General features: G+C 67.2%; 17 protein-coding genes. 9 read left to right on the top strand and 8 right to left on the bottom strand.

Going from position 1 to position 15810, the window contains the following annotated elements; all coding sequences use genetic code 11:
- Positions 1–44: 44 nt before the first annotated feature.
- From NJQ44_RS17230 to NJQ44_RS17220, 3 genes are all read right to left on the bottom strand, one after another.
- Positions 45–1070 carry an ABC transporter permease subunit gene (locus NJQ44_RS17230; RefSeq protein WP_254272569.1) on the bottom strand — a complete coding sequence of 342 codons (1026 nt, stop codon included), beginning with the start codon at positions 1068–1070 and terminating at the stop codon, positions 45–47.
- On the bottom strand, positions 1067–1996 hold the full coding sequence (locus NJQ44_RS17225) for an ABC transporter ATP-binding protein (protein WP_254272568.1): 930 nt from the start codon (positions 1994–1996) through the stop codon (positions 1067–1069). The genes NJQ44_RS17230 and NJQ44_RS17225 overlap by 4 nt, the downstream gene beginning before the upstream one ends.
- Positions 1997–2058: 62 nt before the next feature.
- Positions 2059–2334, bottom strand: a complete 276-nt coding sequence (locus NJQ44_RS17220; protein WP_254272567.1) for a DUF7967 family protein — start codon at positions 2332–2334, stop codon at positions 2059–2061.
- A 183-nt stretch (positions 2335–2517) separates the two neighbouring features.
- Here NJQ44_RS17220 and NJQ44_RS17215 point away from each other — a divergent pair, with 183 nt between their 5' ends.
- The 4 genes from NJQ44_RS17215 to NJQ44_RS17200 all read left to right on the top strand — a co-directional run bounded on the left by NJQ44_RS17215 (position 2518) and on the right by NJQ44_RS17200 (position 6058).
- Positions 2518–3150: a type VI secretion system tube protein Hcp gene (locus NJQ44_RS17215; RefSeq protein ID WP_254272566.1), complete on the top strand. Its 633-nt coding sequence runs from the start codon at positions 2518–2520 to the stop codon at positions 3148–3150.
- Positions 3151–3235: 85 nt separating this feature from the next.
- Positions 3236–4522, top strand: coding sequence for an O-acetylhomoserine aminocarboxypropyltransferase/cysteine synthase family protein (locus NJQ44_RS17210; protein WP_254272565.1), 1287 nt, complete (start codon positions 3236–3238; stop codon positions 4520–4522).
- Positions 4519–5721: a homoserine O-acetyltransferase MetX gene (gene metX / locus NJQ44_RS17205; RefSeq protein ID WP_254272564.1), complete on the top strand. Its 1203-nt coding sequence runs from the start codon at positions 4519–4521 to the stop codon at positions 5719–5721. Before NJQ44_RS17210 ends, metX begins: the two co-directional genes overlap by 4 nt.
- Positions 5722–5755: 34 nt before the next feature.
- Positions 5756–6058: a DUF7130 family rubredoxin-like protein gene (locus tag NJQ44_RS17200; RefSeq protein ID WP_254272563.1), complete on the top strand. Its 303-nt coding sequence runs from the start codon at positions 5756–5758 to the stop codon at positions 6056–6058.
- On the opposite strand, the gene NJQ44_RS17195 is transcribed toward NJQ44_RS17200, so the two are convergent.
- Positions 6055–6621 carry a hypothetical protein gene (locus NJQ44_RS17195; protein ID WP_254272562.1) on the bottom strand — a complete coding sequence of 189 codons (567 nt, stop codon included), beginning with the start codon at positions 6619–6621 and terminating at the stop codon, positions 6055–6057. The genes NJQ44_RS17200 and NJQ44_RS17195 overlap by 4 nt on opposite strands.
- Before the next feature lie 82 nt (positions 6622–6703).
- Between NJQ44_RS17195 and NJQ44_RS17190 the strand changes: the two genes are divergently transcribed.
- Positions 6704–7582, top strand: a complete 879-nt coding sequence (locus NJQ44_RS17190) for a ketopantoate reductase family protein (RefSeq protein WP_254272561.1) — start codon at positions 6704–6706, stop codon at positions 7580–7582.
- An 18-nt stretch (positions 7583–7600) separates the two neighbouring features.
- Here the strand turns inward: NJQ44_RS17190 and NJQ44_RS17185 are convergent, their stop codons facing one another.
- Entirely contained in the window at positions 7601–8197 is a 597-nt protein-coding gene (locus tag NJQ44_RS17185) for a TetR/AcrR family transcriptional regulator (RefSeq protein ID WP_254272560.1), read from the bottom strand.
- Positions 8198–8307: 110 nt separating this feature from the next.
- Here NJQ44_RS17185 and NJQ44_RS17180 point away from each other — a divergent pair, with 110 nt between their 5' ends.
- Complete coding sequence (locus NJQ44_RS17180) at positions 8308–9216, top strand: ABC transporter ATP-binding protein (protein ID WP_254272559.1); 909 nt, start codon at positions 8308–8310, stop codon at positions 9214–9216.
- The gene (locus NJQ44_RS17175; protein ID WP_254272558.1) at positions 9213–10685 is read left to right on the top strand and encodes an ABC transporter permease; all 1473 of its coding nucleotides are present in this window, start codon (positions 9213–9215) and stop codon (positions 10683–10685) included. The genes NJQ44_RS17180 and NJQ44_RS17175 overlap by 4 nt, the downstream gene beginning before the upstream one ends.
- Before the next feature lie 3 nt (positions 10686–10688).
- On the opposite strand, the gene NJQ44_RS17170 is transcribed toward NJQ44_RS17175, so the two are convergent.
- Positions 10689–11555: a beta-keto acid cleavage family enzyme gene (locus tag NJQ44_RS17170; protein WP_254272557.1), complete on the bottom strand. Its 867-nt coding sequence runs from the start codon at positions 11553–11555 to the stop codon at positions 10689–10691.
- A 126-nt stretch (positions 11556–11681) separates the two neighbouring features.
- Between NJQ44_RS17170 and NJQ44_RS17165 the strand changes: the two genes are divergently transcribed.
- Together NJQ44_RS17165 and NJQ44_RS17160 are read left to right on the top strand one after the other, a co-directional pair.
- Positions 11682–11906 carry a hypothetical protein gene (locus NJQ44_RS17165; protein ID WP_254272556.1) on the top strand — a complete coding sequence of 75 codons (225 nt, stop codon included), beginning with the start codon at positions 11682–11684 and terminating at the stop codon, positions 11904–11906.
- Positions 11896–13026: a GNAT family N-acetyltransferase gene (locus NJQ44_RS17160; protein WP_254272555.1), complete on the top strand. Its 1131-nt coding sequence runs from the start codon at positions 11896–11898 to the stop codon at positions 13024–13026. The genes NJQ44_RS17165 and NJQ44_RS17160 overlap by 11 nt, the downstream gene beginning before the upstream one ends.
- A 19-nt stretch (positions 13027–13045) precedes the next feature.
- Here the strand turns inward: NJQ44_RS17160 and NJQ44_RS17155 are convergent, their stop codons facing one another.
- Positions 13046–14071 carry a lysylphosphatidylglycerol synthase transmembrane domain-containing protein gene (locus NJQ44_RS17155; protein ID WP_254272554.1) on the bottom strand — a complete coding sequence of 342 codons (1026 nt, stop codon included), beginning with the start codon at positions 14069–14071 and terminating at the stop codon, positions 13046–13048.
- Position 14072: 1 nt separating this feature from the next.
- Positions 14073–15575 (bottom strand): sulfatase family protein, encoded by a 1503-nt coding sequence (locus tag NJQ44_RS17150; protein ID WP_254272553.1) that lies wholly within the window; start codon positions 15573–15575, stop codon positions 14073–14075.
- Between the last annotated feature and the right edge of the window lie 235 nt (positions 15576–15810).

The raw sequence follows: 15810 nt of genomic DNA, 5'->3' as shown, positions 1-15810 counted from the left end.
CGAGGTCCGAGAAACGCGAACGGCGGACGAGCCGTCGTTCCGTTCTACAGGTCCGCGAGGTTGAACGTGTAGTAGCTGACGGTGGCGGCGATGCCGACCCACACGAGCATGAACAGGAGGACGGCGGCGTCCGAGTAGAATATCGGCAGGGACCCGGACCCGGGCGCGCAGTTGATGATGGTGCCGAACAGTCCGTCTTGGGCCTGCGGCGACCCGTTGAGGACCTGCCCGCAGATGGTCCGACTGGCCGCCTCGCCCTGACTGAACATCGCGTAGCGCGCGCTGAGCGCGGGGGCCTCGCCGGAGTTGAGCATCGACCGGACGAGGGTCTTGTACGCCTGATTGGGGTTGACGAGTTTCAACAGGAGGACGACGTGCCAGCGAATCGCGCCGGTGACGCCGAGTTCGTTGCTGAGGATGTTGCCGACGCCGTTCGCGCCGGAGTTCCAGAGGAAGGTGAAGTAGAAGTACACGAGGAAGTTCGCCGCGCCGGACCAGAGGCTCTTGGCGAACGCCCCGGAGATGGAGACGACGATGGCGACGAAGACGACGGCGAACACCACGGTAAAGAGCGAGAACAGGCCGAACAGTTCCGGCTTGAAGGTCAGTCGCGAGGCCGTCAGGAAGACGGCGGTGATGGCCAGTGAGGCGGCCAGCGGCACGCCCAAGACGGCACAGCGGCCGAGCACTTTGCCGATAATCACGTCCCGGCGCGAATGCGGGAGCGAGAGCAGTATCTTCAGCGACCCCGACGTGCGCTCTTTCGAGATGGCGGCAAAGCCGACGAAGATGGCGACGATGGGCAACAGGAACGTCACCATGTTGAGGTAGACGCTCGACAGGAGCAGTTGCATCCCGAGGCCCTGTCCCTGCTGGCTCACGCCGATGTCGAAGTACAGCGCCAGCGCGACGGGCGCGATGAAGGCGGTTGTGAAGATGAGGCCCAGCAGCCAGAGCCCCTTCGAGCGGATGGCGTCTTTGAACTCCTTCTTCGCGACGGTGTACCACTCGAAGGTGTTCCGGAGCAGACTGTCGAGGCCCGCGAGGCCGCCCTCGCTGGTGGTGCTCACGCCTCCACCTCCCGTTCCTGCCGCTCGGTGTAGGCGCTAAAGAGGTCCTCCAGCGACGCCTCCTCGGTCTCGAAGTCGGCGACGGTGAGGCCCGCGTCCTCGAAGGTGTTGAGGACGGTCATCTTCGCGCCGCCGTCACAGTTGACGGTGACGCGGTCGTTGGTGACGCTGACGTTCGACACTTCGGGGAGGCTTCGGACCGAGTCGGCCGCCGCGTCGAGGCCGTCGGTGTCGTCGACGGTGACGGTCAGGCGCATGTCGCCTTGTGCGGCAGAACGGAGGCCTTCGACGCTGTCTTTCGCGATGAGTTCGCCGTCTTGGAGGATGCCGACGGTGTCACAGACGGCCTCGACTTGGCCGAGGATGTGCGAGGAGAAGAACACCGTCGCGCCGCGTTCGCTCTCCTCGATGACGAGTTCGCGCATCTTCCGCGCGCCGTTGGGGTCCAACCCCGTGGTGGGTTCGTCCAGAATCAGGAGGTCCGGTTGGCCGACCAGCGCCATCGCCAGCACGAGGCGCTGTTTCATCCCTTTGGAGTACCCGCCCGCTCGGCGGTCGGCGGCGTCGGCGACGCCGACCCGTTCGAGCAGTTCCATCGGGTCGTCGTCGGCGTCTTTCGACTCGATGGCGAACTCGACGTGTTCGCGGCCGGTCAGGCGCTCGTACACGTCGTAGCCTTCCGGGAGGACGCCGATGCGTTGGCGGATGGCTTTCGACTCCTCGTGGACGTCGCGGCCGAGGACCGTCGCGGACCCCGCCGTCGGGCGGACGAAGTCGAGGAGGATGTTGATGGTCGTCGACTTCCCGGCCCCGTTGGGACCGAGGAAGCCGAAAACCTCCCCCTCCTCGACGGTGAGGTCCACTCCGTTCAGGGCGAGGACGTCCCCGAACTCCTTTCGGAGGCCGTCCAGTTCGATGGCGGTCATACGGGCCGGTTGTGCTGGCCTCGGGTATAGTCTTTCGTCTTTTCTGCCGACAGGTCGGGGGGTCAGACCTCCTCGTCGGGGTCGTGCGTCTCGGCCATCCGCCGGGCTTCGGCGGCGTACTGCTCGCGGGTGTCCGCGTCGGCGACCGGTTCGAGGCGGTCGGGTTCCACGTCGAGGGCGGCGGTCACTGTCTTTCGCAGCAGGAGGTTCGTCGAGAACTGCTTGGTCAGGTGACGGTCCCCGTCGGGCGTCGCGTAGACGAGCGTCACCATCCGCTCGTCGCCGTAACTGGACCGTTCGACCAGCCAGCACCGGACCGTCTCGTCGGCGTCTGTCATGGTCTCGTGGTTGCGCCGCCGGGGGTTTGTATCCTCCGGGGTCCGGCCGGTTCGGTGCCAGTTGCACACCGGAAGGACACTCTTAGCTGCGGCCATCGAATCATTACTAAATTGTCAACAATCGTGGTGGTGGTCGGAGGAAACGATGCCGACGACACGCACTGGAGTAACTGGAGTAGTCACATGACCGGGGACGAACAGGAGGACGGCGAGGAGTTCGCCGCGAACCGACGCGACTTCATGAAGTTTGGCGGCCTCGCGGCCGGTGGGTTACTGGGGACGGGCATCGCGGGTGGGACGCCGATGGCGGGCGTCCACCCGCAGGTGTCGCCCGACGCGCCCGCCGTCGACGAGGCGGCAAACGCATACCTTCTCTACAACGCCCGCGACATCGTCGGGGAGCCGTTTTCGACGCCGCGGCCCGACCTCGAAGACGCGTCGACGTTGCTGGCCGTCGAGTGGCAGGTCGACGTCCCGGGCGACGACGTGCGGCAGAGTCAGGTCGCCATCGGCGAGGTGGTCGTGGTCAAGGCGGCCGACACCGCCTCGGTCCCGCTGTACCAGCGATTCCAGAACCGCGCTCCGATAGGGAACCCTGAGGTGGTGTTCTTCGGCCCGACTGACAGTGGGAGTCTACAACCGGTCCGCCGCCTGCGTCTCAGAAACGCCGTGGTGACCGGTATCTTCCAGACGACGCTGGCACGGTCCGGTCTCCCGGAGACGCTCGAAACCGTCTCGTTGCGGGCACAGGAGGTGACCGTCGTCGACGAGACGACGGGGCAGGAGACGACGCTGACGACACAGACGACGGCGTAACCGCGCGGGTCGGTACCGAACCGCTCGGGGAGAGTTTTGCCGTAACTCTTGGTTATAGATGCGTAGAGATATATGCATACTGCACATGACCGAGCGCTACGGATTCGGGACGAGATGCGTCCACGCCGGACAGGAGGAACCGGACCCGGCGACGGGCGCACGCGCCCCACCGATCTATCAGACGTCGTCGTACGTCTTCGAAGACGCGGAGACGGCCGCCGACCGCTACGCCCTCGAAGACGACGGCAACGTCTACTCGCGGTTCGACAACCCGACGGTGCGGATGCTGGAACACCGTCTCGCCTCCCTGGAGAACGCCGTCGACGCCGTCGCCACCGGGTCCGGGATGGCGGCGTTAGACGCCGCGACGACGGTGCTCGCGTCGGCGGGTGACAACGTGGTCTCCGCGTCTTCTATCTACGGCGGCACCCACTCCTACCTCGCCAACACCGCCAGCCGTCGGGGCATCGAGTCGCGCTTCGTCGACACCCTGGACCCCGACGCCTACGCCGAAGCCATCGACGAGAACACGGCCTACGTCCACTGTGAGACCATCGGCAACCCCTCGCTCGTGGTCCCGCCGCTGGAGGAAATCGCCGAGGTGGCCAACGACCGCGGCGTCCCTCTATTCGTCGACAACACGTTCGGGACGCCCGCGCTCTGCCGACCGCTGGACCACGGCGCGGACCTCGTCTGGGAGTCGACGACGAAGTGGATTCACGGGTCCGGGACGACCGTCGGCGGCGTCGTCGCCGACGGCGGGTCGTTCCCCTGGGGCGAGTACCCCGAGAAGTACCCCGAGATAGGGGCGGAGAACCCCGCGTTCGGCGCGAACTTCGCGGAGCGATTCGGCGACCGGGCGTTCAGTGTCGCAGTCCGACAGCGCGGACTCCGGTCGCTCGGTGACGGCCAGAAACCGTTCGACGCGTGGGCCACCATGCAAGGCTGTGAGACGCTCTCCCTGCGGATGGAGCGGCACTGCTCGAACGCGCTCACCGTGGCCGAACACCTCGAATCCCACCCCGAGGTGGCGTGGGTCACCTACCCCGGCCTCGACTCGCACGAGACCCACGACCTCGCGGAGACGTACTTGGAGGGCGGGTTCGGCGGCGTCGTCACCTTCGGTCTCGAAGGCGGCTACGACGCCAGCCGACAGTTCTGCGAAGAGACGGAGTTGGCGCAGTTCCTCGCGAACATCGGCGACGCGAAGACGCTGGTCATCCATCCGGCCTCGACCACCCACGCCCAACTCTCCGAGGACGAACAGCGCGCGAGCGGCGTCAGCCCGGACCTCGTTCGGATGAGCGTCGGCATCGAGGACCCCGCGGACATCCTCGAAGATATCAACGCGGCAATCGAGACAGCAACATGAACGTCGAATCGGAGACCGTCTCGGTCGGCGAGTTCGAGTTCCAGTGCGGGGAGACCGTCTCGGAACTGGAAATCGCCTACGAGACCTACGGCGAGTTCGAGGGGGACAACGCCGTCCTCGTCTGTCACGCCCTGACCGGGAGCGCTCACGTCGCCTCGCGCGGCCGCTTCGAAGAGGGTGACCAGGCCTACGCGTGGTGGGACGACATCGTCGGGCCGGGGAAGGCAATCGACACGAAAGAGTACTTCGTCGTCTGCGCGAACGTCCCCGGGTCCTGCTACGGGTCCTCCGGGCCGTCGAGTGAGAACCCCGAGACCGGCGAACCCTGGGGACCGGAGTTCCCGCCGGTCACCGTCGCCGACTGGACCGACGCCCAGCGAGCGCTCTTGGACGAACTCGGCATCCCCGCGCTGTACGCCGTCGTCGGCGGCAGCGTCGGCGGGATGAACGTCTTGGAGTGGGCGAAGCGCCACCCGGACCACGTCGAGAAAATCGTCCCCATCGCCGCCGCCGCCAGACTCGACCCGCAGTGTCTCGCGCTCGACGGTATCGCCCGCCGCGCCATCACGACCGACCAGCACTGGAACGGCGGCCACTACTACGACGGCGACCACCCCGACGAGGGATTGGCGCTGGCCCGCGAAATCGGCCACGTGATGTACTTCTCGAAGTCGAGCATGGAACGCCGCTTCGGTCGCCGCGCGGCGACGCGGGAGGCCGAACGCGCGTTCCCCACCGACCCCGCCGGGCGCTTCTTCCCCTATCGGGACGTGGAGTCGTACCTCGATTACAACGCCTCGAAGTTCGTCGAGCGGTTCGACGCCAACAGCTACCTCTACCTGACGCGGGCGATGGACAACTACGACCTGTCCTCGGGGTTCGAATCGGACGCCGACGCGCTGGGAGCCTTCGACGGCGAGGCACTGGTGATGTCGTTCACCGGCGACTGGCACTTCACGACCCAGCAGTCCGAGTCGCTCGCAGAGGCCCTGCGGGAGACGGACACCGGCGTCGCTCACCACGTCGTCGACTCGGACTACGGCCACGACGCGTTCCTCGTCGAACCCGACAGCGTCGGCCCACCGCTGTCGGACTTCCTCGACGTCGGCCTCTCCGGAAGCGCCATCTCCGATACGCGGGAGAAGACGGACGAATCCAGCGACTTCGCACCCGTCCACAACAGCCTCTTCTCGCGCTAGTCTTTATCACATTTCGGCGAGTCTGTCAGTACGTATGAGTGATACGTCAGCCGAGTCCGAGACGACCCGCGTGGCGTTCGGACAGGTAGTGTACGACGACGAGGGCAACGAAATCGGGACCATCCGCGGATTCGACGAGCACGGCTTCTACGTGACCATCGAGGACGGCATAGAGGCGCTGTCGAGCGAACACGTCTCGACCGGCAAGGCCGGCGAAGCCGAACTGATGTGGCGCTGCTGGGAGTGTGGCGAGATGGGGAAGATAGACCAACTCCCGGAGGAGTGTCCGGCCTGCGGCGCGCCGAAAGAGGAGATATACTACTGGCAGGAGGACTAGTCGAGGCGTTCGACCCGGTCGGCCGTCGCCGCGTCGAGCGATTCCGTCACGCTCGATAGCCGCGTCTCGGGGACGGCGAACCGAACCGTCTCGCCGCGCCACTCCGCCAGCGCGAGGCCGTCGGCGTCTCTGACGACGAGGTAGGCCACGTCCTCGGCGAGCGTCGCGACGGCGTCGAACGCCTCGCCCGTGAGGGGCACCGTCCCGGCGGTGTGGTCGTCCGCGACGGTCACCTCGGGGTGGCCCGAGAGCGTCTCCAGTTCGAACCGGGGACGGCCGGTGAGGTCGGTACGTCGACCCACCTCCAGCGACACGAACAGCGAGTCGGGGCGGCGCGGCGAGGCGTCCAGCACCGCCGCCAACGCGTCCGCTCGCGCGTCCGCGTCCTCGGCGCGCGGGCGCACCCGAAACCGCGACTCCTCGTCGGGCCACGTCGGCGCGCCGGTGTCGAGTCCGGCCCGCGCCCACGCGTCGACGACGGCGTCGGGGAGGCGGTCGACGCCCACCGTCTCGATGGCCTCGCTCACTCGCTCGGTGTCCGCCCGCGCGTCGTCCTCGTCCATACCGGCGATTCGGACCGCGTGGGGTTGTGGCTGGCGGTCCGTCGCTGGAACGCTTTTGTAGCGCCCCGCCTTCCGACCGGGTATGGACATCGCTGTCGTCGGCGCGGGCAGTCTCGGCAGTCTCCTCGGCGGGATGCTCGCCCGCGAACACGACGTGACGCTCGTGGGCCGGGAGCCACACGTCGGGACCGTCCAGCGCGAGGGACTGGACGTGGTCGGCGTCGAATCCTTCCGCGTCGACCCGGCGGCCCGGACCGATGTGCCCGACAGCGCGGACCTCGCAATCGTGGCGGTCAAGAGCGGCGACACGGCGGCGGCGGCCGACGCGCTCGCCGACTGCGCGCTCGACGCGTGCCTCTCGGTCCAGAACGGGATTGGTAACGAGGAGACGCTCGCGGCCTCGCTGTCGTGTCCGGTACTGGCCGGGACCTGCACCTACGGCGCGCGCCTCGACGGACCGGGTCGGGTCGACTTTACCGGCCGCGGTGAGGTGGTCCTCGGGCCGCGTGCGGGGGGCGAGTCGGCCATCGCCGACGAGGTGGGGGCGGCGTTCCGCGCCGCCGGTGTCGAGACCACCGTCGCCGCCGACATGCCGACTCGTCTCTGGGAGAAACTGGCGGTCAACGCGGCCGTCAACGCGACGACGGCGCTGGCCCGCGTCGAGAACGGCGCGCTCGCCGACGGCCCGGGCCGCGAACTCGCCGCCGACGCCGCCCGCGAGACGGCCCGCGTCGCCCGCAAAGCGGGTATCGACCTCTCGGACGACCGGGCCGTTTCGCTGACCGAACGGGTGGTTCGGGACACCGCGGCGAACCGCTCGTCGATGTTGCAGGACGTGGCGGCCGGACGGCGAACGGAAATCGACGCCATCAACGGCTACGTCGCGGACCGAGCGGCCGGGCGCGCGCCGGTCAACGAGACACTGACGCGACTGATTCGGTTGTGGGAAGCGAGGGACTGAGCGACGCGCTCTCGCTCGCTACTCTGCGACCAAGCCCGCTGCCACCGACTCGATGAGGAGGTCGCGCACCGCCGCGTAGTTCTCGCCGATGTCGTCCTGATGGAGCGTCAGCAAGGGCATCGCGCGAATCGCGCCAGCGATGGTCTCGGCCTCGGCCTCGCGCAGTCGGCCCTCGGCCTGCCAGCGCTCGACGTGGGGGACGATGAAGGCCAGTTCCTCCCGGCGGCTCTGGGCCTGTTCCTCCGCGGAATACTGCGCTTCGAGGCGGTCGAGTTCGTCCTCGACCATGAGCGTGCGGATGAGCGGGTTCGTCTCTATCTCCTCGAAGATAGCGTGGAGAAACGCCTCGATGGCCGCCCGCGGGTCGTCTTCCGACTCGAAGGAGGCGGCCATGATGCGCTCGGCGATGGCTTCTTCCTCGGCTTCCAGAATCTCGGCGTACAGGGCCTCTTTCGAGTCGAAGAACTGGTAGAACGTGCTCGTCCCGATGCCGACGGGGTCGGTGAGGTCGGCGATGGTCGTCTTCCGGAGGCCGTAGCGGGCGAACAGGTCCCGTCCGGCGTCCATCAGCGCGGCCCGGATGCGGTCGCGCTCCTCGTCGCTGAATCCCTTCATACGCGAATCAGGAACCGCGAATACTTGAATCGTCTATTTCTGATTCGCCGCCCACTCAAAAATATAAAAACGATATATTCATGAGTTCTCAAACTCGATAGTGAGTCGAGATGGCTACCGCCGACCACGCCGAGACGGCCGACGAGACGCCGACGAGCGACCCCGTCGTCGCCGTCGCGGACCTAGAATACACGTACCCGGGCGCGGACGCCCCGGCGCTACACGGACTCACGTTCGACATCGAACGCGGCGAGGTGTTCGGCTTTCTCGGACCGAGCGGCGCGGGCAAGAGCACGACGCAGAAGGTGCTGACCGGCCTGCGCGACGACTACGACGGCAGCGTCTCGGTGTTCGGCCGCGAGGTGGCCGACTGGGGCGGCGCGTACTACGAACGACTCGGGGTGTCGGCGGAGTCGCCGAACCACTACCTGAAACTGACCGGCCGCGAGAACCTCTCGCTGTTCGGGTCGCTGTACGAGGCCGAGACGCGCGACCCGATGGCGCTCCTCGAACGCGTGGGGCTGGACGACGCCGCCGACCAGCGAGTCGGCGAGTACTCGAAGGGGATGCGGATGCGCCTGAACCTCGCCCGCGCCCTGCTTCACGACCCGCCGCTGTTGGTGCTGGACGAACCGACGACGGGGCTGGACCCCGGGAACGCCCGCCGCGTGAAGGAAATCGTCCGCGAGCGACAGCGCGCCGGAACCACCGTCTTCCTCACGACCCACGACATGACCGTCGCCGACGACCTGTGCGACCGAGTCGCGTTCGTCGTCGACGGCGAACTCCCGGTGGTCGACGCGCCCGCCGACCTGAAACAGGCCCACGGTACCCCTTCCGTCCGGGTCGACTACCGCGAGAACGGCGGCGTCGAGACGGCGGAGTTCGACCTGGTGACGCTGGCCGACGACGAGGCCTTCCACGCGCGTTTACGGGCGGGCGGCGTCGAGCGCATCCACTCGGCGGAGGCCACCCTCGAAGACGTGTTCATCGCCGTCACCGGGAGGGAACTGCGGTGAGTGTTGGCCGACTCCAGGCGATGCTCCCGTGGGACGTGCGACTGCAAGCGCGATACGGCTTTTATACGGTGTACGCCGTCCTGACGCTCGCGTTCGCGCTTGGAGTCCGGGCCGTTCCGGTCGACGCCCGACCGCTGGCGTTCGTCCTCGTCGTGTTCTCGGACCCGAGTTTTCTGGGCTTTTACTTCGTCGCCGCGCTGGTCCTCTTCGAGAAGCGCGAAGGCGTCCTCGACGCCATCGTGACCTCGCCGCTGTCGACGGCGGCGTACGTCTGCTCGAAGGCGCTCTCGCTGACGCTGCTGGCGCTGCTGGCGACGGCGGTCATCGCGGTGCTGGGCTACGGGCCGGGCGTCGGGTGGCCCGCCTTGCTCGGCGGCGTCGCGCTCACGTCGACGCTGTTCGTCTTCGTCGGGTTCGTCGCCGTCGCCCGCTTCGACTCCATCAACGCCTACTTCATGACCGCGCTGGCGTACATGACCGTCCTCGGCCTCCCTGTCTTCGGGGTCCTCGGTCTCTTCGAGACGCCGCTGTACTACCTCCTGCCCGCCAAAGCGTCGCTCGTCTTGCTCCGGGCGGCCGTCGAGACTGTCCCGACGTGGGAACTGGTCTACGCCGTCGGCTACCTCCTCCTCGGCAACGTCGTCGCGTTCGCGGCGGCAGGGCGGGCCGTCGACCGGCACATCGTCGCTGGCGTCACCGACCACAAGGCGGCGGGGACGCCGATAGGGGCGTCGGTCGGTGGGGAGTACGGCCCCGTCGCGTCGCTGGCGCTGGCGGACCTGAAGAACTGGTTGCGCGACCCCCTGTTGGTGTACATCGGCCTCGCGCCCGTCCTGTTGGGACTCGTCGGTCGGTTCGGCGTGCCGTACGCCGCGAGCGCCCTCTCGGACTGGGTCGCCCTCGCCGCGTACTACCCCGAGATAACCGGGCTGTTCGTCCTGTTCGGTCCCACCATCATCGGGTTCGCCGTCGGTTTCTTCGCGCTCGAAGACCGCGAACAGGGGACGCTTACCGCGCTCCGTCTCACGCCGCTGACCGCCCGCGGTTATCTCGTCTATCGGGGCGTCGTCACGCTCGGTGCGGGCTTCCTCGCGGCGCTCGTGATGGTCCCCCTGTCGGGACTGGTCGCGCTCCCGCTGGCGACCCTCGTCGCCGTCGCCGCCGTCGCGTCGCTGTACGGCGCGATTACCGCACTCGTCCTCGCGAGTCTCGCGGCCAACACGGTGGAAGGCATCGCCGTGAGCAAGTTCTTCGGCCTCTCCGTGATTGCGCCGGTCGCCGTCGTCGCCGTTGCACCGCTCCCGGCACAGTACCTCGCGGGCGTCCTTCCGGCGTACTGGCCGCTCGCGGCGCTGGTTCGGGGGGTCGACGGGAGCGGCGGTGTCTGGGCGCTACTGGCGGTCGGGGCGGCGTACCAGTGCGCGGTCTGTTGGCTCCTCGTCCGGCGGTTCCTCGCGAGGGGCGAGTAAGGGTCAGTCGCCGTCGGCCGGTTGTTCGACCCGTTTCTTTGGCATGCCGAGCATCTCCCGTGCTTCGTCGGGGGTGGCGAGTTCGCGGTCGAGTCGGTCGAGTATCTCCACGGTACGCGCCACGAGTTGCTGGTTACTCTGTGCTTTCTCGCCGCGGCGGTAGTAGAGGTTGTCCTCCATGCCGACGCGGATGTGCCCGCCGAGGAACACCGCCATCGTCGTCAGCGGCAGTTGGTGCGGGCCGACGGCGAGGACGTTGAACTCCGCGCCGTCGGGGAGGTTGTCGACCATATTCAGGAGGTTGCGGGGCCGAGCGGGGGTAAAGGACCCGCCGAAGATGAGGTTGATGTAGGGCGGTTCCTCGATCATTCCCTCGTCGATGAGCCGTTGGACTTCGGCGAGTTGGCCGGAGTTGAACACTTCCATCTCGGGTTTGATGCCTTTCGCTTGCATCTCGACGGCCAACCGTTCGATGTTGTTGCGAGTGTGGTTCGTGATGATGTGTTTGTCCCGCTTGAACGGTCCCATGTCGAGCGACGCCATCTCCGGGTGCGGGTCGGTCCGGATACCGGCGACGCGGTTCTCGTAGGGGGCTTGCCCGCCGGTCGTGTTCTGGATGATGATGTCGTCGCAGTGCGCTCTGATGGCGTCGTTGACTTCCTGTAGCTTCGCCGCGTCGTTTTCGCCGTGTTCGTTTCGGCCGTGGACGTGGGCGATGGAGGCTCCCAGTTCCTCACACGCGGCCACCTGCCGCGCGATTTCCTCGGGTTGCTCCGGGAGGTTCGGATTGGCGTCTTTCCCGTGGATTGCGCCGGTCGTCGCGACCGTGAGGATTACCTTCTTTTGTTGGTGGTAGTCGTCGTATGTCACTGGTTTCACTCGCACCGATTGCTACTTCGTTACAACACGGCTATCAGCCAGTTAGGGACGTTAGAAACTGGCTACCCGGAGAATACGGAGTATAACGATAGCCATCGACTAGAACTATCTGCGTCGATGGTCTGTCCACACCTCGAATATCGCGACGAAAACGAGGACCACTCGTTCGACCACGAACGGCCGTATTGCCTGATACAGCAGGCGTTCGTCTCGCCGATGACGGCCGACCTCTGCAACGACCGGGACCAGTTCGACCACGAGACCCACTGTGAGGTGTACCAACGCTACCACCAGAACGACGACAAACTGGTGCCGGGGTTGAGCCTCGACGATGACGACTAAAGCACTGACCACCGCACGGGCCGCCGCCGACGGCTACACGATTCGGTGGTACGAACCGGGCGACCGCGAGGGGTTCATGGCGCTCCACGACCGCATCTGGCCCGGGTTCCCCGACGACTGGTTCGACTGGAAGTTCGCGGACAATCCGTACCTCGACGAAGCGCCCGTCGTCGTCGCCGAGTACGACGGCGAAATCGTCGGCGCGCGCCCGAACCTCGCCTTCCAGATGCGCGCCGGTGACACCCATCACGTCGCCCTCCAGTCGGGCGATACCATGGTCGACGCCGACCACCGGCGGAAGGGGCTGTTCAGCCGAATGAGCCAGCATCTCTTCGAGGGATACGCCGACGGCCCGCCCAAATTCACGTTCAACGTCCCGAACATGAAGACCACCGGGGGGATGGTGAAACAGGGCTTCGAAATCGCGGGCGAACACACCACCTACCACCGGGTTCAGGACCCCGCGACCTACGCCGGTCGCGACAACCGACTCGCCCGCACGCTCGGGAAAGCGGCGGCGACGGGGTACCTCGGCACTCGCCGTCGCGGCCTCGACGTGCCCTCGGAGGTGACGGTCACCCGTCACGCCGATATTCCCTCGCGCCGCCTCGCCGACCTCTACCGTCGCCGTCCCCCAAACGAGATACACGCCTTCCGAGACGAGCAGTTCTTCGAGTACCGCTTCAGCAACCCGCGCTGGGAGTACACGGCCTACACCGCTCGACTGGGCGGTCGTCCCGTCGCCGGGGTCGTCACCGCGACCCAAGAGACGAACTCGTGGGACAGCGCGTACTCCTACACCGTCACGAAAGTCGCCGACGTGGTGCCGCTGGTCGGCGACGACGAACGCGACCGGGCGCTCCCGGCCCTGCTGGAACGGGTGCTCGCCGACAACGCCGATTCGGCGGTGGTCTCGGTCCGCGGCGAGTCGATTCCGCAGTCGACTCTCGCGAAGTTCGGCTTCCACAGCGACCAACGCCTCCCGCTCAGACCGCTCGCGACCCCCACGCGGATGGTCGTCTCGCCGATTCCACTCGACGACGACTGGCGCGTCGCCGGTCGCGACATCCGCGACCTCTCGAACTGGCGGCCGACGTTCGTCGAGCACAACACGACCTGACGCTGCCGACCGCGTTTTCTCAGTTTCGCCGCAACACGTACAGCGCCGCGCCGCCCCCAAGCAACAGCGCGAAGACGTAACTGGCGACCCGGTAGAGGATGGCGATGACCGTCGCGTCCGTCTGGCCGACGCTCGTCAGCGCGACCACCAGCACCACCAAGGCCGTCTCGACGGCCCCGGACCCGCCGGGCGAGGGGACCAACCCCGCGAGCGTCGACGCGGGGACGATGAAGAAGACGAGCAGAAGCGATAGCTCCGTCCCGATGGCTTGGGCGACCAGATACAGGGGCAGGGCGAAGAAGACCCACCCGACGTACGAGAAAAAGAGCGCCTGCACCAGCGCACGTCGGTCACGGGCGATGCGCTGGAAGGCCTGCTCGGTCTCGCGTAGTCGCTCGCGCAGGCCCGCGACGGTTAGCCGCGGCGTCCGCCGGGTCACCGGTTCGGCGGCGCGGACGAGCGTGCGCCCGAGTCGCTTCCGGTAGCGCCACCCGACAGCGGCGACGACGGGGACGCCCACCGAGAGGACCACTAAGCCTCCGGCGAGGGGTTCGATGGCCTCGGGGAGCGAACTCTCGTACAGCAGGGCCGCAAAGCCCACCCCGGCGAAGGTGACGAACGGAAAGAGGTTCAGCAGGTCCGCGGTGACGACGCTCGCGAGGCTGTCCTGATAGCTCGCCTCCGTGTCCCGCGAGAGGACGTAGGCGATAAAGGGTTCGCCCCCCGCCTGTCCCAGCGGCGTGACGTAGTTGGCGAACGTCGCGGCGTAGTAGGTGACGACCAGTCGCGAGAGGGACTCGTCGATGCCCGCGACGCCCAGCACGATTTGCCAGGCCTTCCCCCACGCGGTGAGGCAGAGGAGCGTCGAGAGACAGGCCAGCGCCAGCCACCCCGGGTCGGCCCGGAGGAGACCGCTGACGACGCCCGCGGTGCCGACGAAGTCCACGAGCAGGTAGAGGACGACCCCCGCGACGGCAAAGCCCAGCAGTATCTGGACGAGCGTCCGTCGGTCGGCGAAGTCGAACGCGGGGCTGTCCGAACTCACGTCAGTCGATGTAGCCGAGGTCCTGCAGGCGGTCTTTGGTGTCGTCGTCCATCTCCTCCAGCACGTCGCCGTCCGCGCCGTCGGCCTCGTCCGGCCAGTCGGCGTCCACGGCGTCGACGAAGTCCCACAGCGCCTCCTCCAGTTCGGCCGGTTCGTCGTCCGTCCCGACCAGATTCTGCGTCTCGCCGGGGTCGGCGGCCACGTCGTAGGCCTCGTCCGGGATGCGGGTGCAGTGGATGTACTTCTCCTCGGCGGTGCGGGCCGCGCCCATCCGCGAGTAGAACCGCGACTGCTCGTCCAGTTCGATGCCCGCGGCCTTCGCTTTCCCCTCTAGCTGGCGCAACTCGACGACTGGCTGATGGTACTCGACGAAGCCGACGTCGCCGCGCGGGACGCCACCCACCTCGCCCGCGAACTCCCGGTAGTCCGTCGACAGGAGCGAGCGGGCCGACTCGAGGGACTTCCCGCGGCCGTCGGCCCCGGCGGCGTCGAGCACGGTGTGGTAGAGGTCGACCAGTTCGACCACCGTCTCCTCGTCGCGCGTCGGTTCCACGTCGGGGTGTTTCACCATCAGCGGGACGTTCACCAGCGGGTCGTAGATGCCGAACTCGTGGCCGTACAGGCCGTGTTCGCCGAACAGTTCGCCGTGGTCGGCACAGACGACGACGGTGGTATCGTCCCACTGGCCGGTCTCCTTGAGGTGCGAGAACAGGCGGTCCAACTGGTCGTCGATGTGGGCCAGTTCCGCGTCGTACAGCCCCGTGATGTCGTCCCACTCCTCGTCGTCGATGTCGCGCGCGCCGCAGTTGAACTCCTTCGAGTTCTGGCACACCTCGGTGGAGTCGACGCCGGGCGCGAACCGTTCGGCGTACTCCTCGGGCGGGTGGTACGGCAGGTGGGCGTCCATCAGGTTGATGAACGCGAAGAAGTCGTCGCTCTCGTCGACGAAGTCGATGGTCTTGTCGACGACCTGTGGCGTCTTCGTGTCGCCGCCGCCACCCTCGGCGAGGTGTTCGTGAATCTTGTTGCCCGCCTGGACGAGTCGGTCCGCGACCCCTCGGAGGGTGTCGTTGTCGTTCATCGTCTTCCAGAGGGTCGCCAGTGGCCCCGAGAGGAGTTCGCTGGGCATTATCTGGAAGAAGTTGTCGTGGTCGTCGAACCCGGCGGTGAGGTTCGTGTAACTCGTGATCCACGCGTTCGAGGAGTAACAGGCGGTGTCGTAGCCCGCCGCCGACAGCGACTCGGCGAGGGTCGTCGCCCCCTCCAGATAGGGGTCCTCTTGCGTGGCCCCGTGTTCGCTGGGGTACAGTCCGGTGAACATCGAGGCGTGGACGGGGAGCGTCCACGGCGCCGGTGCGACGGCCTGTTCGAAGACGGCGGCCTCCTCGGCGAACTCGGCGAGATGCGGCGTCGTCTCGCGGTCGGGGTCGTAGACGGACAGTCGGTCCTTCCGGACCGTGTCCAGTACGACGAAGAGGACGTTCGACCCGTCCGTGTCGGTCATACCCGGTCGAACGTCTGCGTGGGGTTAAAACGGTGTGATTTCTCCCGGTGGGGTGGCTGGGGTATCCAGCGCCGACGGTCGTTCGGGGTCGCCCGGATGCCGTCCACGTTACCGCAGGGACTTCCGGTACAACAGCATGGTGAACGCCTCCCCGTCGAACGTCACGTCCGCCCGCTCGATTTCGCGGAATCCCTGCTTCTCGTAGAGGCTCCGCGGGGCGCGACTCGCTGGGGCA

This window comes from Haloarcula marina (assembly GCF_024218775.1).
GTDB lineage: Archaea > Halobacteriota > Halobacteria > Halobacteriales > Haloarculaceae > Haloarcula > Haloarcula marina.
This window is presented reverse-complemented; position numbering and strand designations above follow the sequence as displayed.